Genomic DNA, 21,202 nt, shown 5'->3' with positions numbered 1-21,202 from the left:
CCATGCAGGCGGCCTGGCATGACAAGCTGACGCTGCTGCTGGAATCCACCGGCGACGGCATGTTCGGCGTCGATCTCGATGGCCGCTGCACCTTCATCAACCGCGCCGGTGCGGAAATCCTCGGCTACAGCACCGCGCAGGTGCTGGGCCAGAACATGCATGACCTGATCCACCACTCGCATCCCGACGGCAGCCACTACGAAGAGCAGCAATGCCCGATCTTCCTGGCTTTCCGCACCGGACGGCCGTGCCGCAACGACCAGGAAGTGTTCTGGCGCGCCGACGGCAGCCGCTTCAACGCCGAATATTCGTCGCACCCGGTGGTCGACCAGGGCGAAGTGCGTGGCGCCGTCATCACCTTCACCGACATCACGCAGCGCAAGCAGACCGAGGAAGCGCTGGCGCACGCCCGCCTGGAGCTGGAACAGCGGGTGGCCGAGCGCACCGCCGAACTGTCACAGGCGCTGCTGCAACTGCGCCAGTTGTCGGCCCACACCGAAGCGGTGCGCGAACAGGAACGCAAGCGCATCGCCCGCGAAATCCACGATGAACTGGGCAGCCTGCTGGTGGCGCTGAAGTTCGACGTCAACTGGATCGCCCGCCGCGTCAACGACCGCGCGCCGGTGGCCGACAAATGCCAGACCATGAACCGCCTGATCGAGCGCGCGGTGGAAGACGTCGGCCGCATCATCACCGATCTGCGTCCCAGCATCCTCGATCACCAGGGCCTGGTGGCCGCGCTGGAGTGGCAGTTGCAGGAGTTTGCCGACGCCACCGAAATCGACTGCGACGCCGACATCGTCGCCGCACCCGAAGCGCCAGCGCCGGAAGCGCAGCAGGCCACCGCCGTGTTCCGCATTTTCCAGGAGATGCTGAGCAATGTCGCGCGCCACGCCGGCGCCACGGCGGTGCGCATCCGCATCCACCTGCTGTCGCATGAATTGCAGATGGAAGTGGCCGACAACGGCGTGGGCGCACCCAGCGCGCGCCTCAGCGACCGGGGCTCCTACGGCGTGATGGGCATGCGCGAACGCGCGCTGCACTTCGGCGGCGCACTGGAGATCGAGCGTGGCGACGGCGGCGTCGGCACGCGCGTCCGCCTGACCATGCCGCTGCGGAGCGCCACATGATCCGCGTGCTGCTGTGCGACGACCACCGCGTGGTGCGCGAGGGCCTGAAACAGATCCTTGCCGATGCCGGCGACATCGAAGTGGCCGCCGAATGCGCCGATGGCCCGGAAGCGCTGCGCCAGGCCGGCATCCAGGCGATCGACATGGTGCTGCTGGATATCGCGTTGCCCTTGCAGGACGGCCTGGAAGTGCTGGAGGAACTAAAGCGTCGCACGCCGCGCCTGCCGGTGCTGATGCTGTCCACCTACCCGGAAAAACAGTACGCGCTGCGCTGCTACAAGCTGGGCGCCGCCGGCTACCTGAATAAAAGCGTGGACGCCGACGAACTGCTGGCCGCCATCCGCCTGATCGCCAGCGGAGGCTCACTGGCCCCCGGCAGCGCCCCCAAGCTGCCGCATGAAGCGCTGTCGCAGCGCGAATACCAGGTCTTTGAAGCCATTGCCGCCGGCCGCAGCGTCGGGCAGATTGCACTGGAATTGGGCGTCAGCTCCAACACGGTGAGCACTTATCGTGCACGCATCCTGGAAAAGACCGGCACCAGCAACGACGTCGGCATCGCCCTGTACGCCGTGCAGCACCAGCTGATTAAAGTCTGATGTAGGGGAAGCACTACAGCCGCAGGCGCTTGGCCCGACGCTTGCGAGCATCATCGACATAACCACTCCAGGAGTAGTCCATGTCGATCTTCCGTTCCTATGACGCCGACCGCCCGGCCTTGGCCTGCGGCTGCGGACGTCACGCCAGCGCCGCCGAACACGCGGCAGAAGAAGCTGCCTCCGTCGAACAACTAAGCAACGATGTCGTCGAAGAATCGCTGCTGCGCGCCATGTTCCCGCAAGCGCAGCAACGGCGCGACTTCCTGCGCGCGGTCGGCGCCAACACCGCGCGCGCCGCCATCGCCAGCGTGCTGCCGGTGGGCGCCATGCAGGCGATGGCGCAAGAGACGAAAGGCGCCAATGGTGCGCTGGAGAAGAAAGACCTGAAGGTCGGCTTCATCGCCATCACCTGCGCGGCACCGCTGATCATGGCCGACCCGCTGGGCTTCTACCGCAAGCAGGGCCTCAACGTCACGCTGAACAAGACCGCCGGCTGGGCGCTGATCCGCGACAAGATCATCAACAAGGAGCACGACGCCTCGCACTTCCTGTCGCCGATGCCGCTGGCGATGTCGCTGGGCCTGGGCGGCGCCGCGCCACAGCCGGTGCGCATCGCCACCATCCAGAACATCAATGGTCAGGCGATTACGCTGCACGTCAAGCACAAGGACAAGCGCGATCCGAAACAATGGAAGGGCTTCAAGCTGGCCATCCCGTTTGAATACTCGATGCACAACTACCTGCTGCGCTACTACCTGGCCGAGCATGGCCTCGATCCGGACCGCGACGTACAGCTGCGCGTGACGCCGCCGCCGGAGATGGTGGCCAATCTGCGCGCCGGTAACATCGACGGCTTCCTTGGTCCCGATCCGTTCAACCAGCGTGCCGTGTATGACGAAGTAGGTTTCATCCACATCCTGTCGAAGGAAATCTGGGATGGCCACCCATGCTGCGCCTTCGGTGCGCCGGACGAATTCGTGCGCCAGAACCCGAACACCTTTGCCGCGCTGTTCCGCGCCGTGCTGACCGCCGCCGCCATGGCCAACGATCCACAGCATCGCGCGCTGGTGGCCAAGGTGATTTCGCCGGCGGCTTACCTGAACCAGCCGGAAACCGTGGTCACGCAAGTCCTGACCGGCAAGTTTGCCGATGGCCTGGGCAATGTACGCACCGTGCCTGGCCGTGCCGGTTTCGATCCGGTGCCGTGGCACTCGATGGGCGTGTGGATACTGACGCAGATGAAGCGCTGGGGCTATATCAAGGAAGACATCGACTACCAGGCCATCACCGAAAAAGTGCTGCTGCTGACCGACGCCAAAAAGCACATGAAGGAACTGGGCCAGCCGGTGCCGCAAGGCGTAAACAAGCCGATTACCGTGATGGGCAAAGTGTTCGATCCGGCCAAGCCAGCGGCGTATGCCGACAGCTTTGCCATCAAGCGGAGCAGCCGTTGATGCGGACTTCATTGAACCTGCGCGCTGCGCTGGTATCGCTGCTGCTGTTGCTGGTGATTGTCGGCGCCTGGCACCTCGCCACGCTGCCGACGAGCGCCGGCACAACGGCGGAGGACAGCGCCACCGCTGCGGCCGACGCGGAATACGCCGCGCTGATGGGCAAGTCCGCAGCGGCGCCAAAGAGCAGCGGCGGCTTCCCCACGCCGCTGGAATTCGGCCGCGCCGCCGCCGGCCATCTCGCCCATCCGTTCTATGACAACGGCCCGAACGACAAAGGCATCGGCATTCAACTTGGCTACTCGCTGGCGCGGGTCGGCATCGGCTTCCTGCTGGCCGCGCTGGTAGCGATCCCGGTCGGCTTTGTGCTTGGCATGTCGCCGCTGATGCAGCGCGCGCTGAATCCCTATGTGCAGATCCTCAAGCCGATCTCGCCGCTGGCGTGGATGCCGCTGGCGCTGTACACCATCAAGGACTCTTCGCTGTCCGGCATGTTCGTCATCTTCATTTGCGCGCTGTGGCCGATGCTGATGAACACCGCCTTCGGCGTCGCCTCGGTGCGGCGCGACTGGCTCAATGTCGCCCGCACGCTGGAAGTGGGGCCGCTGCGTACCGCGCACCGCGTGATCCTGCCGGCGGCTGCACCGACCATCCTGACGGGCATGCGTATCTCGATGGGCATCGCCTGGCTGGTGATCGTCGCCGCCGAAATGCTGGTTGGCGGCACCGGCATCGGCTACTTCGTCTGGAATGAATGGAACAACCTGTCGCTGACCAGCGTGCTGTTCGCCATCGTGCTGATTGGCGTGGTAGGCATGCTGCTGGACCTGGCGCTGGGACGACTGCAAAAACTGGTGACTTATGTCGAATAACATTCCCTTCCTGCGCGTGCAGGACCTGGCCAAGCGCTACGTGCCATCGGCGCCGCCGGTATTTGAAAACGTCTCCTTCGATATCGAGCAGGGCGAATTCGTTTGCGTGATCGGCCATTCCGGCTGCGGCAAATCGACCATCCTGAATGTACTGGCCGGGCTGGAATCCGCCTCCGAAGGTCACGCCTTCATGAACAACCGCGAGATCAATGGCCCCGGCCTGGAACGTGGCGTCGTATTCCAGGGCCATGCGCTGATGCCCTGGCTGACGGTGCTGGAGAACGTGCTGTTCGCCGTGCAGTCGCGCTATCCGGAGTGGAGCAAGGCCGAGAAGACCGGGCATGCCAAACGCTTTATCGCCATGGTCGGCCTGGCACATGCGGAAAACAAAAAACCGTCCGAGCTGTCGGGCGGCATGAAGCAGCGTGTCGGCATCGCCCGCGCGTTCGCGATCGAGCCGAAGATGCTGCTGCTGGATGAACCCTTTGGCGCACTGGATGCGCTGACACGTGGCGTGATCCAGGACGAGCTGCTGAAAATCTGCGCCGCCACCCATCAAACCGTTTTCATGATCACGCACGATGTCGACGAAGCGATTCTGCTGTCGGACAAGATCATGCTGATGTCAAACGGACCGCGCGCCCGCATCGCCGAAGTGGTCAGCAACCCGCTGCCCAAGGACCGTACGCGCGCCGGCATGCACCACGACCCGCAGTTCTACCCCTTACGCAATCATCTGGTGGACTTCCTCGTCCACCGTTCCAACTAAAGGAGAAACCTCATGGACCGCAATCAAGTCACGCAAAAAATCATCTCGACCAAAGTCGCCAAAGGCCTGCGCTGGGGCGATCTGGCCAAGGAATTCGGACAAAGTAAAGAATGGACCACCGCCGCGCTGCTCGGCCAGATGACCTTCAACCGCGAACAGGCCGACAAGGCGCAGCAGCTGTTCGGCCTCACCGACGAGGAAGCCGCGTGGCTGCAGATCGTGCCGTACAAAGGCTCGCTGCCAAGCGCCGTGCCGACCGATCCGCTGATCTACCGCTGGTACGAAATCGTCAGCGTGTACGGCACCACCATCAAGGAATTGATCCATGAAGAATTCGGCGACGGCATCATGAGCGCCATCGACTTCTCGATGGACATCCAGCGCGCAGCCGATCCAAAAGGCGACCGCGTGCAGGTGGTCCTGAGCGGAAAATTCCTGCCGTACAAAAGCTACTAAAACTAAAAGCCCGCCTGGAGGGACAGATAGAGTCCCTTCTGCTTTTTAGGATTGAAGATGGTGATGTCCCCCAGGTTGGCATATGCCACCGTCGCCGAGAAATGACGGTTGGGGAATATCGCGAGGAACACGTCGTAATATGCCTTCTCGTTATCCACGCCGAGATTGTGTGGCTTGCGGCGGTACTCGGCGCCCAGCACCAGCTTGCGGTTGATCAGGTACGCGGCCGAGAACTCGGGCTTCAGGCGACGGTCTTCATTTCTGTCGCCGCCAAAGCCCAGTATCCCCATCTGGTTCGCCCGCGTGGCGCGCAGCGTGGCATTCAACAGCAGGCTGTATTCCAGATAGATCTTGGTGGCGGACACGTAGTAATCATAGTCGCTATCGTCCTTGGCGCCGAGTTGCTTGACGTTGGTGACGCCCAGCGCGCCCAGGCCGTCTATGCCTTTGTTCTTCTTGTACATGACGCCGACCGCCACCTGCGGCACCCAACTATCCTGTTCATACACAGCGTCACCCAGCACCTTCACTTTGAGGCCGACGATATCCTGTTTGATGTTGAGCTGATTCAGCGGCGCCAGGCTGCCCTTGAATTCCTGCTTGGCCAGCGATAGCTCCACCCGGTCCGCAATGCCAACCGCGACGCCATAGGTGTTGAGCTGATAGTCCTGTGTGCTGACGTAGGTGAAGTGCGCATTGGCGCCCCACGAGTCGCGCGTGCCGTAGCCTGTGATCAGCGCCCAAGGCGTGATGCCGCCGCCGCCCGCGCCCTCCACCTGCGAGACGCCGCCCGTGGCAAGCAGCTTGCCCATGTCCTGCGCACCGACGCTGGCGCACGCGCATGCCAACAATGCTGGGATGAGTTTTTTCATGGCTCCGCTCCTGGCGATTATTTGGTCACAATGTCACGCTGCATCGGCGCCAGCTTGGCGACCAGCTTGAGCGCAACGCTGCTTGGCACATTGTGCTGCTCCATCGCGATCTGCAAATCCTCGGTCAGCGCGTTGAACATGGCGTTGGTGATCTGCAGGTCCTGGTGCACGGTCTTCATGTCGCGCACCGTGCCGACGCCGTCCATGGTCTTGTCGCGGTATTTGCCGGTGTATTTGCAAGGGCCGCCGGCGAACTCGCAGAACTGCTCCTGCAAGCGCACATTCAGCTGCGGGATGTCGAAATCGTTGAAATTGTCCTTGATGCGGGGATCGGCCAGTACCAGCGTAATGAAGGTATCGACGATTTTCTTGATGCCGTCCTTGCCGCCCAGGCCTTGATACGTGGAGTCGTCGGTGTAGGGCGTTTGCGCCATCGCCAGCGAGGAGGCCAGCAGTAGGCCGATGGCTGCCATGCGGGAGAATTTGATCATCGTGGGTCCTCATGAATGTCATGCCTACCCGCAAATTTAGCAGCTATTTGGGATACAAAACCATTTGTGTGCAGCGGAACAACGCTATTGTTTTGCCAGTGGACTTGTTGATGACGGTGGCATCCCACACCTGCGTGGTACGGCCCAGATGTACCGCCGTGGCAGTCGCCACCACCGTGCCTTCGCGCGCGGTGCCCAGGTGGTTGGATTTCAGTTCGATCGTGGTGAAGTTCTGCGCATCGTCAGGCAGGTGCGAGAAGCACGCATAGCCGCAGGCGGTATCGGCCAGCGTCACCACGCTGCCGGCGTGCAGGAAGCCGTTCGGCGCCAGATGGTTTTTGGTGACGTCGAACTCGGCGACGATCTCGCCTTCCTTCACCGACGTGATGACGATGCCCAGATGATCGGGCAGCGTGCCCTTGCCGAAGGTGTTGAAATACTCCGTGGTGAATTTGCTGGCGTCCATGTTCAAGCCCATTGAATCGGCGCGTGGCCGTTGGAGGTGAGGTAATCGTTCGCGCGCGAGAATGGCCGGCTACCGAAGAAGCCTTTGTGCGCGGAGAACGGTGATGGGTGAGGCGAGGTAATCACCAGGTGCTTGCGGCTGTCGATCAGCGCGCGCTTGGCGATGGCATAGCTGCCCCACAAGATGAAGACGATGTTTTCCCGCTGCTGCGACAGCGTTTTGATGGCGCTGTCGGTGAACGTCTCCCAGCCCTTGTTGGCATGCGAGCCGGCTTCGCGCGCACGCACCGTCAACACGCTGTTCAGCAGGAACACGCCTTGCTGCGCCCAGTCGCTCAAATCGGTGTGGCGACGATCAACGCCAAGGTCGCTGTGCAGTTCCTGGAAAATATTCTGCAAGCTGGGTTGCGGACGATTGCCATCCGGGACCGAGAAGCAGAAGCCCATGGCGGCGCCGGGCGTGTGATACGGATCTTGTCCGAGGATGACGACTTTGACGTCATCAAACGGCGTCAGGTCGAAGGCGCGGAAGATGTTTTTGCCGGCCGGGCAGCACTGCGTGGCCGCATATTCGGCACGCACAAAGGAAGTCAGGGATTCCCAGTAAGGCTGCTCAAACTCACCTTGCAGCCGCTGCTTCCACGATTCCTCTATGCGCACGCTCATTGTTAAACCGGCTGCTTGGTCACGCGCAGGTAGGGCTTGATGGTGCGGAAGCCTGGGAATTTGGTTTCGGCTTCTTCGTTGCTGACAGCGGTGGTGATGATGACGTCATCGCCGTTTTTCCAGTTCACCGGCGTGGCGACCTTGTGCTTGGCGGTCAGCTGCATCGAATCCAGCACGCGCAGGATTTCGTCGAAGTTGCGGCCGGTGGTCATCGGGTAGGTCAGCGTCAGCTTGATGCGCTTGTCCGGACCGACGATGAATACCGAGCGCACGGTGGCGTTGGTAGCTGGCGTGCGGCCTTCATGCGTGCCTTCTTCTTCGGCTGGCAGCATGTTGTACAGCTTGGCCACGGCCAGGTCGGTGTCACCGATCATTGGATATTTGACGGCGGCGCCTTGGGTTTCTTCGATATCGGCAGCCCACTTCTCATGGTTTTCGACAGCGTCGACCGACAGGCCGATCAGCTTGGCGTTACGCTTGGTGAATTCCGGTTCGATCTTGGCCATGTAGCCCAGCTCGGTGGTGCAGACCGGCGTGAAGTCTTTCGGATGCGAAAACAGGATCGCCCACTGGTCACCGATCCACTCGTGGAAGTCGATCTTGCCGTGGGTGGTGTTGGCGGTGAAATTCGGGGCGATGTCATTAATACGTAGCGACATGATAGATATCCTATAACGTGGATGAAATGATCAGGGAAATAGAAATAATACTAGAACCGTCCCGGCGAATAAAAAGTTTTTGTTTGTGAGTATTGGAGAGTTTCTAAGCTATTCCCTTTCGTTAAGATAATTCCTATAAGAAATTGTGTTATTGAACTATTTTTTTCAATTCAATAACTACTCCAACGAATGTCCGAAAGGGAAACGAATGGTATTTTGTAGAGGCTGTGGCAAGGAAATACATGAGTCGGCGCCGACCTGTCCGCAATGCGGCGCCGTGCAAAAAGTGCCCGACAGCGCAGCCTTGGCAGCCGATGGCCCCAAATGGATGGGTATCACCTCGCTGGTGCTGGGCATCATCTGCTTTCTCATCCTGTTCGACGAAGAACCCATGGACAAGGACACCATCATCGGCTTCCTGATGTTTGCCACAGTCTCCATCGTTTTCGGCGCGGTCAGCGTCAAAAGCTACATCGCCGCAAAGAAGATGGCCATTGCCGGCATCGTACTTTCTTCCATTTCCGTGCTGGCCCTGATCGGCATGCATACCCAATAAAAAGGAGCCGACTATGGCCATCGCTTTCTGCCGTGGATGCGGCAACGAAATCACCGACACCACCCGCTTCTGCTCCAAGTGCGGCGCGCCGCAAGCAGTACCGCCAGTTGCCGCGTCGCCTGGCACGCCAGTCAGCTACGCAAGGTACGACGATGTCCCCGTGTTTAGAAAACGCTGGTTCGCAGTGTTGTGCTGCCTGTTCTTCTCGCCAGCCCTGTTGTTCATTCTGTACACCGGCGATATCTATCTGGAAAAAGACGGCAAGGTCACACCGATTCCGCAGTACGCAAAGATCATCCTGATGGTTGTTGGCGTGCTTTCCATCATCCGAATTCTGTTTGCCTTGCTTGGCTAAAAGAGGAAACCAATATGTTTTGTAGTGAATGTGGCAGTCAAAATGACGATCAGGCAGCGTTTTGCAAGAACTGCGGAAAACCCCTGACCGCACAGCCGGCAACTGTTCATCACCCGGCGCCGGCAGTGCCGGCAGCACCGGCGCAACCGGCCTCCGAAGCCATACCTGAAGGCGTCAAAGGATGGAGCTGGGGCGCCTTCCTGCTGAATTGGATATGGGCCATCGGTAACCGCACCTGGATAGGTCTGCTGGCGCTGATCCCGTACATCGGCTTCATCTTTGCCATTTGGCTGGGCATCAAAGGCCGGGAAATGGCCTGGAAGAATGGCAAGTGGGAAAGCCTCGAACACTTCAACCGCGTTCAGAAATCCTGGTCGCGCTGGGCTGTCGGCCTCACCTTTGGCGTCATGCTGCTGGGTATTGTGGCCGCCGTGGCGATCCCCGCTTACCAGAATTACCGCAACAGGGCCGAGGAGCAGAAACTGTCGGATGAAATCTCGGCAGCGATGTCCGCCCCGGTGAATACGCCGTCGCAAGAAGTCGCGCCAGCCTTGCCCACCGCCAGCGGCAGTTTCGACATCAACAGCGATAATCTGCCTGCAACGCTGAATACGATCGTTGGCCAACTGGCTCAAACCCAGTTGGCCAACGGCCAGTCCGCCGTCACGCTCAACGGCACGCCACTGTTCAACGGCGATGACGCAGCTTGGCAAAAGCCGGTCCGTCTATTCCAGCATTCCGACAGCAAGCAATTCGTGCTGATGACCAGCAGCGGCGGTCGCGGCAATAGTTGCGAGGCGCTGTTCTTCTTCCTGGTGGTCCAAGCTTCCGGCGTTACCGCAACGCCCGAATTCGGCACCTGCGCGCCGCAAGGCAGCTTCGCGCAGGATGGCGGCAAGATTACGATTACCATGCCCAAGATGGGCGGCAACACGGTGGTGGTCTTTGACGGTACCGACGTGACGGAAGACGGCCAGCCGGTAGTGCTGGCGCCAGATAACGACCCGTCGAAATAAGATCCGGCAGCAAAGCAGGGCGACGCTGTCAATAACGACAGCGTCGACTACTTAGCCTGCAGCCAGCACGTTGTGTGCTTGCTCGTCCGCGTGGTACGAGCTGCGCACCATGGCGCCGACGGCAGCGTGCTTGAAACCCATCTTGTAGGCTTCTTCTTCAAACATCTTGAACACATCCGGGTGCACGTAGCGGCGCACCGGCAGGTGGCTGTTGGACGGCGCCAGGTACTGGCCGATGGTCAGCATGTCGATGTCGTGTTCGCGCATGTCGCGCATCACTTGCAGGATTTCTTCGTCGGTCTCACCGAGGCCAACCATGATGCCGGACTTGGTCTTCACCTGCGGATACAGGGCCTTGAAATCCTTCAGCAGCTTCAGCGAGTGCATATAATCCGAACCCGGACGCGCTTCCTTGTACAGGCGCGGTGCGGTTTCCAGATTATGGTTCATCACATCCGGCAGACCGTCAGCGAAGATCGCCAGCGCTTTTTCGAGGCGGCCGCGGAAGTCCGGCACCAGCACTTCGATCTGCGTTTTCGGCGACAGCGCGCGGGTGTTGGAAATGCACTCGACAAAGTGGGCGGCACCACCGTCGCGCAAGTCATCGCGGTCCACCGAGGTGATCACCACGTAGCTCAGGCGCAGCTTGGCGATGGTGTGCGACAGATTGGTCGGCTCATCCTTGTCCAGCGGGTCCGGACGGCCGTGGCCGACGTCGCAGAACGGGCAGCGGCGGGTGCACTTGTCGCCCATGATCATGAAGGTGGCCGTGCCCTTGCCGAAGCACTCGCCGATGTTCGGGCAGCTGGCTTCTTCGCAGACGGTGACCAGCTTGTTCTCGCGCAGCGTTTCCTTGATTTCGTAGAAACGGGTGTTCGGCGAACCGGCCTTGACGCGGATCCAGTCCGGCTTCTTCAAGCGCTCGACCTGCTCGACCGGCACGATCTTGATCGGAATGCGCGACGTCTTGCTGGCGCCTTTTTGCTTTTCGCTCGGGTTGTAAGCTACAGGAGTTTCAGTGGTCATAATCAGTTCATTCGTTTGCCGCCAGGACGCGGACTAATTCCTCGGCCAGCTGCTGTTGCACATCCGACAGCATTGCCTGCGCACCGACAGTACGCATATCGACTGTTTCCAGCCCGGCATAGCCGCATGGGTTGATCCAGGAAAACGGGGCCAGGTCCATCGCCACATTCAGCGACAGCCCGTGGTAGGTGCAGCCATTGCCGCGTACCTTCAAGCCCAGCGCGGCGATCTTGGCGCCTTGGTGGTCACCGCCGGCCATATAGATGCCCGGCGCGCCTTCCACGCGCTCACCGACAAGATTATACGCCTGCAAGACATTGATGATCGCCTGCTCGATTTTATGTACAAACTGGCGTGCATACAGCTTGCCGCCCGGCTTGTTGCGGCGCAGGTCCATCAGCAGGTAGATCACCACTTGGCCGGGGCCATGGTAGGTGACTTCGCCGCCCCGGTCGGTCTGCACCACGGGTATCTCCGACGTCCCGGCCAGCAGGTGGCCGCGATCGGCGCCCAGGCCCAGCGTGTAGACCGGCGGATGCTCGACGATCCACAGTTCGTCGCGCGTGTCCGGCGTGCGGGCGTCGGTGAAGGCCCGCATGGCGGCAAAAGTGCTGTCGTAGTCGGCTTTGCCGAGATGCTTGATCTCAGGGAAGGTTGGGGACGTCATGCCGGCATTATACCCTCGAAGGCCGCTTTCAGCCCGGCTGCTGGCGCTCCAGCCATTGCTGCACGGACGGGCGCTGCCACTGGAAATCGACGTATTCGCGCAGCTTGGCCGGTACTTCATCGCCATTGCGCACCAGGCGGCTGAGCATGATGGCCAGATCGGTGTCGGCAATCGACCAGTCGCCGAACAGGTGCTGCGGACCTTGCACGAAGTGACTGGCCACGTGCACCAGCTTGGATGCGGCGGCTTGCGCCGTTTCGGTCAGCGGCGCGCAGGCCTTGCCGAAAAACACCGTTTCCGTATCGCGCTCAACGCGCACCGGCACCAGGTCGCTACGCACCCAGGCCTGGAGCTGCCGCGCCAGCGCACGCTGGCGGCGGTCGCGCGGATACAGCGCGATGTATTCCGGCGGCGGGAAGCTCTCGTCCAGGTATTCGGTGATGGCGGACGACTCGGTCAGCACAAAATCGCCCTCCACCAGCGCCGGCACGCGGGCCGTCAGCGCCCGGTCGGCAAAAGCTGCCAGCTTCTGTTCGCCGCTGTACAAGTCCACTGTCTTGACGGCGAAGGGCAGGCCCTTCTCGGTCAACGCCACGAAGACGGAAAGCGCATACGGGCTGGTGTGCAAGGCATCAACGTACAGTTCAAACGGCATGGCGGCTCCGGCTTAGGTAGATTTATTCACATGGTAAACCTTGTGTAAGTGCCTGTATAACGGTATATTTTCGCAATTCTTGTTAGTTTTATTCACAAAGTTATCCACAGAATGGCCCGCAGGCTGCCCAATTTTTCCGCGTTGCGCGCCTTCGAGGCGGCGGCCCGCCACGAGAATTTCTCGCGCGCGGCGGAAGAGTTGCACCTGACGCACGGCGCCATCAGCCATCAGGTGCGTGGACTGGAACAGGAGCTGGGCCGGGCGCTGTTCGTGCGTCACGGCCGCCAGGTGAAAATAACTAACGACGGGCTGAAGTTCGCCCAATTCCTCGGCAAGGCCTTTGCCGACATCGAAGCCGCCACCGACGCCATGCGCGCCACCAGCATCAACCAGCGGCTGACGATTACCTCGATTCCCTCGTTTGCCGCGCGCTGGCTGGCGCCGAGGCTCGGGCGTTTCATCGAGCTGCATCCGGATATCGAGGTGGTGTTGCAGTCCAGCGGCCACATGCAGGACCTGGCGCGCGAGGGCGTGGACGTCGGCATCCGCTTCGGGCGCGGCAACTATCCGGGCATGGTGGTGCTCAGGCTGATGGGAGATGTCTACTACCCGGTAGTGAGTCCACACTATCGCGGTGGGCAGCTGCCCGCCATGCCGGCCGATCTGGCCAGGCACACGCTGCTGCGCTCGACCGAGCGCTGGACACCATGGCTGCACGCGGCTGGCCTGAGCCTGTCAGAACCGTCAGGCGGCTTGATGTTCGAGGATTTGCCGATGCTGATCCGCTCGGCTGCCGACGGCAACGGCGTGGCGCTGGTGCGGCATGTGGTGGCGATGCAGGAGATCGCCTCCGGGCAGCTGCTGCGACTGTTCGATATCGCCACGCCCAGCCCGGATGAATACTACTTCGTCACGCCGCCCAACGCGGCAAGCAAGCCGCAGGTGCTGGCGTTCCGTGACTGGCTGCTGGAAGAAATTAACGCCTTCCAGCGCCAGCAAGCCTGATTACATGACGATCTTGACCATCGGATGGGCGGACAGCTCGGTGTACAGCGCATCCAGCTGCTCGCGGCTGGTGGCGCGCACGGTGCAGGTCAGGCCGGTGTAATTGCCCTTGGCCGAAGGGCGGACTTCCATTTTGCCTTCATGAAAATCCTGGTCATGCTTTTGCACGACCACAATGATGGTCGGGGCGAAATCGATATGAGTCGGCCCCATGACCTTGATCGGGAAGTCGCTCGGATACTCGATGAGGGACTCTGATGGCGGGATCGCTTGCATATTCTTTCCAATCTAATAAGGTAGTGCCATCCACAACGGCGGCACTACCCTATATTGTAGCCCGATCAGGACTTTGCAAGCGCCAGCGGCTCCTGCGCCGGCGTGCCGGACAGGCGCTGCAAACGCGCCAGCGCCGACTCATTGCCACCCAGCGCAGGCTGGCTGACCGACTTGCGGATCGCCTCCAGTTCGGCGGCCTGGTCCAGCGGCTTCTGGCCGATATCGGTGACGATACGCAGGCCTTCGGCATCGTTGCGGATGGTGTCGGCGCGGCGGGTCAGGGCGCTTAGCGCGCTTGACTGGCCGCGCATGCCTTGCAAGCCGGCCAGCTGGGCCTGTCGGTCGGCGCGCAGCTGTTGCAGATCCTGCTGGGCGCGGGCCGAAGCCAGCGCCTGCATCGCCTTTTTCGCCTGCGTATCGAACTCGGCCAGCTGTTTCGACAGCGCGTCGACGATGGTTTGCAGCTCGTTCATGTACTGTTTCGCATCGGCTTCCTCCTGCAATTCCTGCGGCAGGCGCGCCTTGTTGCCTTCCAGCTCGTCGCAGAACAGCGTGATGGTGGCTTCCGAAATCTTGCCGGCGGACAGGCGTTCGGCCAGCGTGCCGGCGGCTTGCTCGTCGGTCGCGATCAGCTGGCGCAGCTTGACCACGTCGGACGCTTCCTTGTCGAAGGCGGCGCGGGCGGCGGCCAGCTTTTGCGCGGCGCTGCGCAGGTTGTCGGCCAGGCGGTCGCGGTCGGCCTCGGTGGCGGTTTCCGGATCAAAGTTGGCGATCGCCTCGGAAACGCGATTGCCGAGCGCGCCAAAGTGCTTGGAAATCAGTCGCGCGGTCAAACCCCAGCCATTCAAGTTGCTCATTTCAGTTTCCTCAAGGTTTACAAAGGTTGCGCATCATTGGATAACGATGCGTTGCTGCTCCACCGGGATGCCGATGACGAAGTCGACATGGATTCCGCGTTTGCTGGTATCGCCGTTCACGCTGTGGATGATTTCCGTCGTGATCAGCAGATATTCGTGGTTGCCGCTGCGCAGTTCGCGCACATACGGCATGAAGTACATTTCCTGGCGCAGGCCGGTGCTGCCGCTGGCGTCGTCCAGCCGGACCTCGGTACCGGTGAAGGGCGGCATATAGGCCACTTCCGGGTCGCCGGCGTCGCGCCAGTAGTCGATGCCTTCATTGGCGCCGAAGATCAGCGCCAGATCGAGCTCCATATCGCTGAGTTGCTCGCGCCACAGCGTGTAGCTGCGGTCGCCCAGGCCGGCGCCGGTGCGGCCGGTGTAAGCATCCTGGTCCTCGGTCGATTCCGGAATCACGCGCGCCAGTTGGGAGCAGTACATGATCTCGCTGACTTCGCCGCTGGCGTTCTGGTAGACCTGCAGGAATTTCTCCTTGTCGTCGCGGTCGCCGGTTTCCAGGTAATAGCGGTACAGCCCGCCGGACTGCTTCAGCTTGATCTGCGAGACGGCGACGATGCGCGTGTCATCGGCATCCGGCAGCGCAATCAGCGAGCCTTCGCCGGCCGCGCGCAGCAGCGGCGACTGCTGGATGCCGACCACACTGCCGATGCGCGCGCCGAGCGGCAGGCCGGTATCGGTGCGCGGCGCGTCATCGCCCATCAGCCTGGTGGCGCCAGTGCGCAGATAGTTGTAAGCATCGGTCCAGCCCATCTTCAGTTCCTTTCAAATGAATAATTCGGACCGGTGCGCAGGCGGCGGAACTTGCGCACCGAATACACAGCGGCCCAGCCCAGCAGGCTTAGCACCGACAACCAGGCAAACCAGCGCAGCACAGTGGCGCTGAACGGCGGCGCGGGCGCAGCGGCGGATGTCATGGCCGCGCCGGGCTGCGCGGTGGTCGCGGTGGTGGGCGTCATGGCTGCGGGCGCGGTGTCGCCAAGACCGGGCATGCCGCCAACCATGGCGCTGTCTGCTGTCGCCGGCCCCGCAACGGCTGGGTGCTGCGCGGCTGGCTGGCTGCCATTGGTGGTCGGATACGACACCGGCTGATGACTCTGGCTCATCGCCCGGCCCAGCATAAAGCCCAGCACGCCGGCCATCAGGCCATTGCCATTGCCGGACGCTTGCTGTTGATAGCCCGGCCCCGGCGCCGGAGAGGCCGGCGCACGGTCCACAGGTGACGGAGGCTGCGGCTGACGCAAGCGATCGTTCAGCGGTGGCAGCGGCTGATTGGTGGTGGCGTTGCGGCGCTGGTCCAGCGTCTTCAGCGCATTGGCCTCGGCGGCACCGCGATCGACATCGCGCGACATCGCCGACGTATTGCGTTGCGGCTGCGCCGGCGAACCAGCCTGCTTGCCGAAAGCGCCCGGACCGCTCTGGCGATTGGCGGGCGGCGCGGCTGGCTTGCTATGCCTGGCAGCGGAGTTGCTCTTTTGTGAAGAAAATCCCTTTTTAAACGACGACGATGTGCCAGAATGTGAAGCCGGCCGCGCTTCCGCCGGCACATTGCCTGCCACCCCCAGGCAAACCATCAACAGCAGCGCAGAACTGAATGACTTCATGATGTCTTTTCACAAAGAAGTTGAATGAAAAACAGCATAGCGCCGCGCGTTCGCGCTTGCATCGGTAATAAAAGGCCCGCTTCACCATGACACGTAAATACCTGGACATGAATCAGCACGACGCGCTCTACAAGGTGGCGCGCAGCTATCCCGGCGGCATCGACGCGCTGGCGCAAGCGATGGGGATCTCGGTCAACGTCCTGCGCAACAAGCTAGCGCCGACGATTGCGTCGCACTACCCGTCGTTCGAAGAAGTATCAACGGTGGTGGACCTGTGCCACCGGGCTGGCGTCGTGGAAGCGCACCTGCCGCTGCACGCCCTGCTGGTACGCCACGGCATGGCCGCCTTCGTGGTGCCGACGCCGGACAGCGTCAGCGAAGACGACCTGTCGCAGACGGTGTGCAAGGTAATGAGCCAGGTAGGCGCGGTAGCGGAAGCCGTCTCCACCGCATTGATGGATGGCAAAGTGACCGCTGCGGAAGCGGATCTGATCGAAAAAGAATTCCAGGGCGCACTTTCCGCCCTCGGCGAATGGCGCGCCCGCCTGCGCCTCAAAGCCCAACAATAAACCGGGGGTCAGTTCTGCCAAATGTACATGAGCTCGTGTACGTTTGGCAGAACTGACCCCGGATTAGCGTTCGTTGACGCGGGGGTTGTCGTTGCGGCGGTTGTCGTTGCGATTGTTTTCGCGGCTTTCGCGGTGCTCGCGCTGGGCTGGCTGCGCTTGCTGCGGTGGCGGCGTGAACTGGCGCGGCGGCTGGGGCTGGGCTTGCGGTTGCGGTTGCGGGCGCTGCTCACGCTGACGGCCACGGTGGTCATCGTCGTTGCGGTCGCGGTCGAAGCGCTCGCGTTGCTGCTGCTGTTGTTGTGGCGATACCTGCAATACCGGCTGCGGCATTACTGGCGACTGGGATGTCTGCGGACGCGGCTGCCCCGGCTGCCCAGGATTGAAGCGCGGACGCAGCTCGATCCGCATATCGTTCGGATTGATGGTCTGCGTCGGTGTATCCGGATGGCCGAACTGGTTCGGCGCCAGCGTGCTGATGCGGCCTGGCGGCTGTTGCGCCGGCACCTGCTGCGGCTGCGATGGCGCGGTGATCGTGCGGCCCGGCCCCGGACGGCTATTGCGGCCATCGTTGCGGTCGAAACGGTCGGGGATGCCATCATGGTCGCGGTCGCCCCGGCCGCCACGGTCGGTGCTCAGCGGACGCTGCGGTCCCTGCGGGGGCGTCACCGGTGTGACGTTCTTGACGAAGTTGGCTGGCGGCAGCAGATGCGCGCCACGTCCGACATTCACATTGCGGCGCCCATCAAACTGGTCGCGCGGCAGCACGGTCAGGCCGTCGCGACGGCCGTTGAAGTCCGGACGCGGCGTGAACGGCTTGCCGTTATGGGTCCACGTCACGCGCCGCTCGTAGTCGGACGAGACACGGTAATTCGGCACGAAGCGGTCGCGCGGCGATAGCGGATACCAGCCCAGCCCCGGTCCCGGATGATGCGGACCGCCATTGCCGCCGACCCAGCCAACCAGCGCCGGCGCCCACACCGGACGCCCGGCGGGACGGCCTGGCGCCCAGCGCCAGCGGCGCTCGACCAGCACCCAGCGGCCGTAATGCGATGGCGCATAGCCCCACGATGCGTTATCGACCCAGGTCCAGCCCCACGGCGCCAGCCAGGTCCAGCGGCCGTCGCGGTAGGGCGCCCAGTCCAGCGCCACGTTGCGTGGCGTCCACAGCGGGCCGTATTCGACGTTGTCGGTCCAGCTGCCGTTGCGGTCCAGTTCCTCGTAGCCGGTCATGCCGCTGGAGACGTAGCGGGTGGTGGTGGTGGCGCTGTCCAGGCGGTCGCGGTCTTCGGCCCAGACGTCGAAGCCGTCGCGGCGCGCGACGCTGGTACGCACGTCTTCCGGCGTGATGTCGACGTGGCGGCCATTGTTGACCACCACCGACGAGCCGGCGCCTTCCACCCGCGCGCTGCCTTCCAGCACGGTGACCTGGCTGGTATCCGGCTGGCGATCAACGTCGACCCGCAGTATGCCCGGCTCCAGCATGGTGATGCGCGCCTGCGGCGTGTTCAGCTCGAAATCGCGCAGCATCTCGGGGCTGCGCACGCGAATGCTGACGCTGCCGTAGTTCAGGCGCAGGCGCAGCAGGTCGTCGTCCATGCCGACGATTTCCAGATCAGAATCGCTGTCCAGCCGTACCGCCGTCGAGCCGACGCGGAACTCGGTGCGCGCGCCGGAGGCGGTATTGACGTGGTTATCGGCGGTCACCGGCCAGTTCAGCGAGGCGCCCACCGGCTCGCCTTCCCCGACCAGCGTCACCTGGCCCTGAATGCTGGAAATCCGGCCGACCATGGCGGGCGGATCTTCGGCATAGGCCAACGCACTATAGCCGGCCAAAGCGGCCAGCACGACGGTCGGGATGATGTTGCGGCTCATGGCTGCGTCTCCTGTGGGTGATGCCTGATTTAACGCCGCACGTTAGATTTCGACTACAGCGCTTACAAATAATTGCACTTAAGCCGTCGAACCGCCGCGCTTGACGAAGAACAGCGCCGCACCCACCGCCATCAGCAAGCCGCCGAACACGCGGTTTTGCTTCTTGACCGCGCCAGCGTCACGGAAGAAACGTTGCATCGACGATGCCAGGAAGGCGTAGCTGTGCATCACCACCAGGTCGATGCAGCACATCGTCACCGCCAGGATCAGCAACTGCGGCAGCAACGGCGCAGCGTGGGTGATAAACTGCGGCAGCACCGCCACCATGAAGATGATGCCTTTCGGGTTGGTGGCATTGGTCAGGAAACCCGTCAGGAAACGCTTGCGGGCGGTCGGCACCACCACCTCGGCGTGCTGCTGCGCGCCGATGGTGACCTTGGCGCGCCACTGGCTCAGGCCAAGGTAGATCAGGTACAGCGCGCCCACCGTTTTGACAATATTGAACGCCACCTCGGACGCCATCAGCAGCGAGCCGACCCCGGCGCCAGCGATGAAGAACACCAGCAGCAAGCCGGTCTGCAGGCCGAAAATCGTGGCGCTAGCGCGACGCACGCCATACGACAATCCATGCGACATCGATAACACCGCCCCCGAACCAGGCGAGACGGCGATAATGCAGGCGGCGACAAAAAAGGTGATCCAGGTGGCGAAAGTCATGACGGTTCCATTTGTTCAGAGGCAATCACCATTGTAGCGGTATCGTGCTGTCGCCCGCTTGGGTTAATATTGTCTATCAAACTACTAAGGAGTTGCACAAGATGGCCGGTTCCAGCCTGTTAATGCTGATCGACGATATCGCCACCATCCTCGACGATGTCGCTGCGATGAGCAAGGTCGCCGCCAAGAAAACCGCCGGCGTGCTTGGCGATGACCTGGCGCTGAATGCGCAGCAGGTGGCCGGCGTGCGCGCCGAGCGCGAGTTGCCGGTGGTGTGGGCGGTGGCGGTCGGTTCGCTGAAGAACAAGGCCATCCTGGTGCCGGCGGCGCTGGCGATCAGCGCCTTTGCGCCGTGGGCGATCACGCCGCTGCTGATGATCGGCGGCCTGTATCTGTGCTTCGAGGGCTTCGAGAAGATTGCCCACAGCCTGTTCCATTCCAAGGAGGACGACGGCCACAAGCAGGAACTGCACGCCGCGCTGGCCAATCCCGAGGTCGACCTGGTGGCGCTGGAAAAGGAAAAGATCAAGGGCGCTGTGCGCACCGACTTCATCCTGTCGGCGGAAATCATCGTCATCGCGCTGGGCACGGTGGCAACGGCGGCCTTTGCGCAACAGGTAACGGTGGTGGTCGGCATCGCGCTGGTGATGACGGTCGGTGTGTACGGCCTGGTGGCTGCCATCGTCAAGATGGACGACGCCGGCCTGTACCTGACCCAGCGCGGCGGTGCGGCGGTGCAGGCGCTGGGCCGCCTGCTGCTGTCGGCGGCGCCGTTGCTGATGAAGACGCTGGGCATCGTCGGCACGCTGGCCATGTTCATGGTCGGCGGCGGCATCCTGACCCACGGCCTGCCGTTCGCCCACGACCTCATCCACCACGCCACCCAAGCAGCGGCCGCCACGCCGACGGTCGGCCCGGTACTGGGCGTGATCGTGCCTAGCCTGCTGGACGCGGTCGCAGGCGTCATCGCCGGCGCCTTGGCGCTGGCCGTGGTCACCCTCGGCAGCAAAGTGCTGCGCCTGGTCAAAAAGCCAGCATGAGTCTTCTGCTCTGATATGGAACGAGCGCCATCCCGGCGCTCGCTTTCCATTTCGACAAGGAGCACTGCATGAGCACTCCCTCCAACGCCTTCGTCGGCGCCTCCTGGCTGGCCCTGCTGGCCGGCTGCCTCACCTTCATCATCGGCCTGTGGAACGCCAACATGGCGCTCAACGAGAAGGGCTACTACTTCACCATTCTGATGTACGGACTGTTTGCCGCTATTTCGCTACAGAAATCCGTCCGCGACCGCAGCGAAGGTATACCAGTTTCATCCCTGTACTACGGACTGTGCTGGATGTCTGTACTCCTGGCAATTTTGCTGTTATTAATCGGCTTATGGAACGCCCAGCTAGCGCTAAGTGAGAAGGGCTTTTACGGCATGGCCTTCGTGCTTAGCTTGTTCGCAGCCGTCACCGTGCAGAAAAATGTGCGCGACCTGACCGCCACCAAGCCCGCCCAGCGTTCCAACCAAAACCTCTGACCTGTCCGCCTTGACGGAATG

At 62.2% G+C, this 21,202-nt stretch carries 27 protein-coding genes and 1 pseudogene; 14 read left to right on the top strand and 14 right to left on the bottom strand.

Translation table 11 applies throughout. The annotated features are described in order from the left end of the window. The first annotated feature begins 2 nt into the window (after window positions 1-2). The 6 genes from BLS51_RS24705 (at window position 3) to cynS (ending at window position 5,274) form a co-directional block, all read left to right on the top strand. A complete protein-coding gene (locus tag BLS51_RS24705; protein WP_090190827.1) occupies window positions 3-1,130 on the top strand; it encodes a sensor histidine kinase in 1,128 nt (375 codons plus the stop codon). Further along, window positions 1,127-1,726, top strand: a complete 600-nt coding sequence (locus tag BLS51_RS24700) for a response regulator (protein WP_090190829.1) — start codon at window positions 1,127-1,129, stop codon at window positions 1,724-1,726. Before BLS51_RS24705 ends, BLS51_RS24700 begins: the two co-directional genes overlap by 4 nt. Before the next feature lie 80 nt (window positions 1,727-1,806). Then, window positions 1,807-3,180: a CmpA/NrtA family ABC transporter substrate-binding protein gene (locus tag BLS51_RS24695; RefSeq protein ID WP_090190832.1), complete on the top strand. Its 1,374-nt coding sequence runs from the start codon at window positions 1,807-1,809 to the stop codon at window positions 3,178-3,180. Further along, complete coding sequence (gene ntrB, locus BLS51_RS24690) at window positions 3,180-4,049, top strand: nitrate ABC transporter permease (RefSeq protein ID WP_090190834.1); 870 nt, start codon at window positions 3,180-3,182, stop codon at window positions 4,047-4,049. Before BLS51_RS24695 ends, ntrB begins: the two co-directional genes overlap by 1 nt. Beyond that, window positions 4,039-4,818, top strand: a complete 780-nt coding sequence (locus tag BLS51_RS24685; protein ID WP_090190840.1) for an ABC transporter ATP-binding protein — start codon at window positions 4,039-4,041, stop codon at window positions 4,816-4,818. The genes ntrB and BLS51_RS24685 overlap by 11 nt, the downstream gene beginning before the upstream one ends. 12 nt (window positions 4,819-4,830) lie before the next feature. Further along, window positions 4,831-5,274: a cyanase gene (gene cynS, locus BLS51_RS24680; protein WP_090190842.1), complete on the top strand. Its 444-nt coding sequence runs from the start codon at window positions 4,831-4,833 to the stop codon at window positions 5,272-5,274. 2 nt (window positions 5,275-5,276) lie between these two features. On the opposite strand, the gene BLS51_RS24675 is transcribed toward cynS, so the two are convergent. The 5 genes from BLS51_RS24675 to BLS51_RS24655 are packed head-to-tail and all read right to left on the bottom strand — an operon-like array spanning window position 5,277 to window position 8,427. Continuing rightward, window positions 5,277-6,146: a DUF3034 family protein gene (locus BLS51_RS24675; protein ID WP_090190845.1), complete on the bottom strand. Its 870-nt coding sequence runs from the start codon at window positions 6,144-6,146 to the stop codon at window positions 5,277-5,279. A 17-nt stretch (window positions 6,147-6,163) separates the two neighbouring features. Continuing rightward, window positions 6,164-6,637, bottom strand: coding sequence for a group I truncated hemoglobin (locus tag BLS51_RS24670; protein ID WP_090190847.1), 474 nt, complete (start codon window positions 6,635-6,637; stop codon window positions 6,164-6,166). Window positions 6,638-6,680: 43 nt separating this feature from the next. After that, window positions 6,681-7,103 carry a PaaI family thioesterase gene (locus tag BLS51_RS24665; RefSeq protein WP_090191019.1) on the bottom strand — a complete coding sequence of 141 codons (423 nt, stop codon included), beginning with the start codon at window positions 7,101-7,103 and terminating at the stop codon, window positions 6,681-6,683. 2 nt (window positions 7,104-7,105) lie between these two features. After that, window positions 7,106-7,768: a uracil-DNA glycosylase gene (locus BLS51_RS24660; protein WP_090190848.1), complete on the bottom strand. Its 663-nt coding sequence runs from the start codon at window positions 7,766-7,768 to the stop codon at window positions 7,106-7,108. 2 nt (window positions 7,769-7,770) lie between these two features. Then, entirely contained in the window at window positions 7,771-8,427 is a 657-nt protein-coding gene (locus BLS51_RS24655) for a peroxiredoxin (RefSeq protein WP_090190851.1), read from the bottom strand. Window positions 8,428-8,704: 277 nt separating this feature from the next. On the opposite strand from BLS51_RS24655, the gene BLS51_RS24650 reads away from it, so the two are divergent. The 4 genes and pseudogenes from BLS51_RS24650 to BLS51_RS24640 all read left to right on the top strand — a co-directional run bounded on the left by BLS51_RS24650 (window position 8,705) and on the right by BLS51_RS24640 (window position 10,354). Further along, complete coding sequence (locus BLS51_RS24650) at window positions 8,705-8,983, top strand: hypothetical protein (protein ID WP_217636500.1); 279 nt, start codon at window positions 8,705-8,707, stop codon at window positions 8,981-8,983. 13 nt (window positions 8,984-8,996) lie between these two features. Then, window positions 8,997-9,338: a zinc-ribbon domain-containing protein gene (locus tag BLS51_RS24645; RefSeq protein WP_090190857.1), complete on the top strand. Its 342-nt coding sequence runs from the start codon at window positions 8,997-8,999 to the stop codon at window positions 9,336-9,338. 14 nt (window positions 9,339-9,352) lie between these two features. Continuing rightward, window positions 9,353-9,418, top strand: a pseudogene (locus BLS51_RS30685) (zinc-ribbon domain-containing protein); the annotation flags it as partial. Window positions 9,419-9,463: 45 nt separating this feature from the next. Continuing rightward, window positions 9,464-10,354: a hypothetical protein gene (locus BLS51_RS24640; protein WP_229207752.1), complete on the top strand. Its 891-nt coding sequence runs from the start codon at window positions 9,464-9,466 to the stop codon at window positions 10,352-10,354. A 51-nt stretch (window positions 10,355-10,405) separates the two neighbouring features. Here BLS51_RS24640 and lipA read toward each other — a convergent pair whose 3' ends face one another. The 3 genes from lipA to yfcF are packed head-to-tail and all read right to left on the bottom strand — an operon-like array spanning window position 10,406 to window position 12,702. Continuing rightward, entirely contained in the window at window positions 10,406-11,380 is a 975-nt protein-coding gene (gene lipA / locus BLS51_RS24635; RefSeq protein ID WP_090190862.1) for a lipoyl synthase, read from the bottom strand. 7 nt (window positions 11,381-11,387) lie between these two features. Next, the gene (gene lipB / locus BLS51_RS24630; protein WP_090190864.1) at window positions 11,388-12,047 is read right to left on the bottom strand and encodes a lipoyl(octanoyl) transferase LipB; all 660 of its coding nucleotides are present in this window, start codon (window positions 12,045-12,047) and stop codon (window positions 11,388-11,390) included. 28 nt (window positions 12,048-12,075) lie between these two features. Beyond that, window positions 12,076-12,702, bottom strand: a complete 627-nt coding sequence (yfcF, locus tag BLS51_RS24625; protein ID WP_090190867.1) for a glutathione transferase — start codon at window positions 12,700-12,702, stop codon at window positions 12,076-12,078. Between the two features lie 111 nt (window positions 12,703-12,813). On the opposite strand from yfcF, the gene BLS51_RS24620 reads away from it, so the two are divergent. Further along, a complete protein-coding gene (locus BLS51_RS24620; RefSeq protein ID WP_090190870.1) occupies window positions 12,814-13,707 on the top strand; it encodes a transcriptional regulator GcvA in 894 nt (297 codons plus the stop codon). Here the strand turns inward: BLS51_RS24620 and BLS51_RS24615 are convergent, their stop codons facing one another. From BLS51_RS24615 to BLS51_RS24600, 4 genes are all read right to left on the bottom strand, one after another. Next, on the bottom strand, window positions 13,708-13,983 hold the full coding sequence (locus BLS51_RS24615) for a DUF493 family protein (RefSeq protein ID WP_090190872.1): 276 nt from the start codon (window positions 13,981-13,983) through the stop codon (window positions 13,708-13,710). A gap of 65 nt (window positions 13,984-14,048) precedes the next feature. Beyond that, entirely contained in the window at window positions 14,049-14,840 is a 792-nt protein-coding gene (locus BLS51_RS24610) for a hypothetical protein (RefSeq protein WP_090190874.1), read from the bottom strand. A 33-nt stretch (window positions 14,841-14,873) separates the two neighbouring features. Next, window positions 14,874-15,650 (bottom strand): DUF2491 family protein, encoded by a 777-nt coding sequence (locus BLS51_RS24605; RefSeq protein ID WP_090190876.1) that lies wholly within the window; start codon window positions 15,648-15,650, stop codon window positions 14,874-14,876. 2 nt (window positions 15,651-15,652) lie between these two features. Beyond that, on the bottom strand, window positions 15,653-16,501 hold the full coding sequence (locus BLS51_RS24600) for a hypothetical protein (RefSeq protein WP_090190879.1): 849 nt from the start codon (window positions 16,499-16,501) through the stop codon (window positions 15,653-15,655). Between the two features lie 86 nt (window positions 16,502-16,587). On the opposite strand from BLS51_RS24600, the gene BLS51_RS24595 reads away from it, so the two are divergent. Then, complete coding sequence (locus BLS51_RS24595; RefSeq protein WP_090190881.1) at window positions 16,588-17,070, top strand: phage regulatory CII family protein; 483 nt, start codon at window positions 16,588-16,590, stop codon at window positions 17,068-17,070. A 63-nt stretch (window positions 17,071-17,133) separates the two neighbouring features. Here BLS51_RS24595 and BLS51_RS24590 read toward each other — a convergent pair whose 3' ends face one another. Both BLS51_RS24590 and BLS51_RS24585 read right to left on the bottom strand, forming a co-directional pair. Next, window positions 17,134-18,942 carry a FecR family protein gene (locus tag BLS51_RS24590; RefSeq protein WP_090190883.1) on the bottom strand — a complete coding sequence of 603 codons (1,809 nt, stop codon included), beginning with the start codon at window positions 18,940-18,942 and terminating at the stop codon, window positions 17,134-17,136. 78 nt (window positions 18,943-19,020) lie between these two features. Beyond that, entirely contained in the window at window positions 19,021-19,659 is a 639-nt protein-coding gene (locus tag BLS51_RS24585; protein WP_090190885.1) for a LysE family transporter, read from the bottom strand. 101 nt (window positions 19,660-19,760) lie between these two features. Between BLS51_RS24585 and BLS51_RS24580 the strand changes: the two genes are divergently transcribed. Continuing rightward, window positions 19,761-20,699, top strand: a complete 939-nt coding sequence (locus BLS51_RS24580; RefSeq protein ID WP_090190887.1) for a DUF808 domain-containing protein — start codon at window positions 19,761-19,763, stop codon at window positions 20,697-20,699. A gap of 68 nt (window positions 20,700-20,767) precedes the next feature. Next, window positions 20,768-21,181, top strand: coding sequence for an inner membrane protein YiaA (gene yiaA, locus BLS51_RS24575; RefSeq protein WP_090190890.1), 414 nt, complete (start codon window positions 20,768-20,770; stop codon window positions 21,179-21,181). The last annotated feature ends 21 nt before the right edge of the window (window positions 21,182-21,202 follow it).

Source organism: Duganella sp. OV510, assembly GCF_900100205.1.
Classification (GTDB): domain Bacteria; phylum Pseudomonadota; class Gammaproteobacteria; order Burkholderiales; family Burkholderiaceae_D; genus Rugamonas.
The sequence above is the reverse complement of the archived record's forward strand: the minus strand, read 5'-3'. Positions and strand labels throughout refer to the sequence as shown.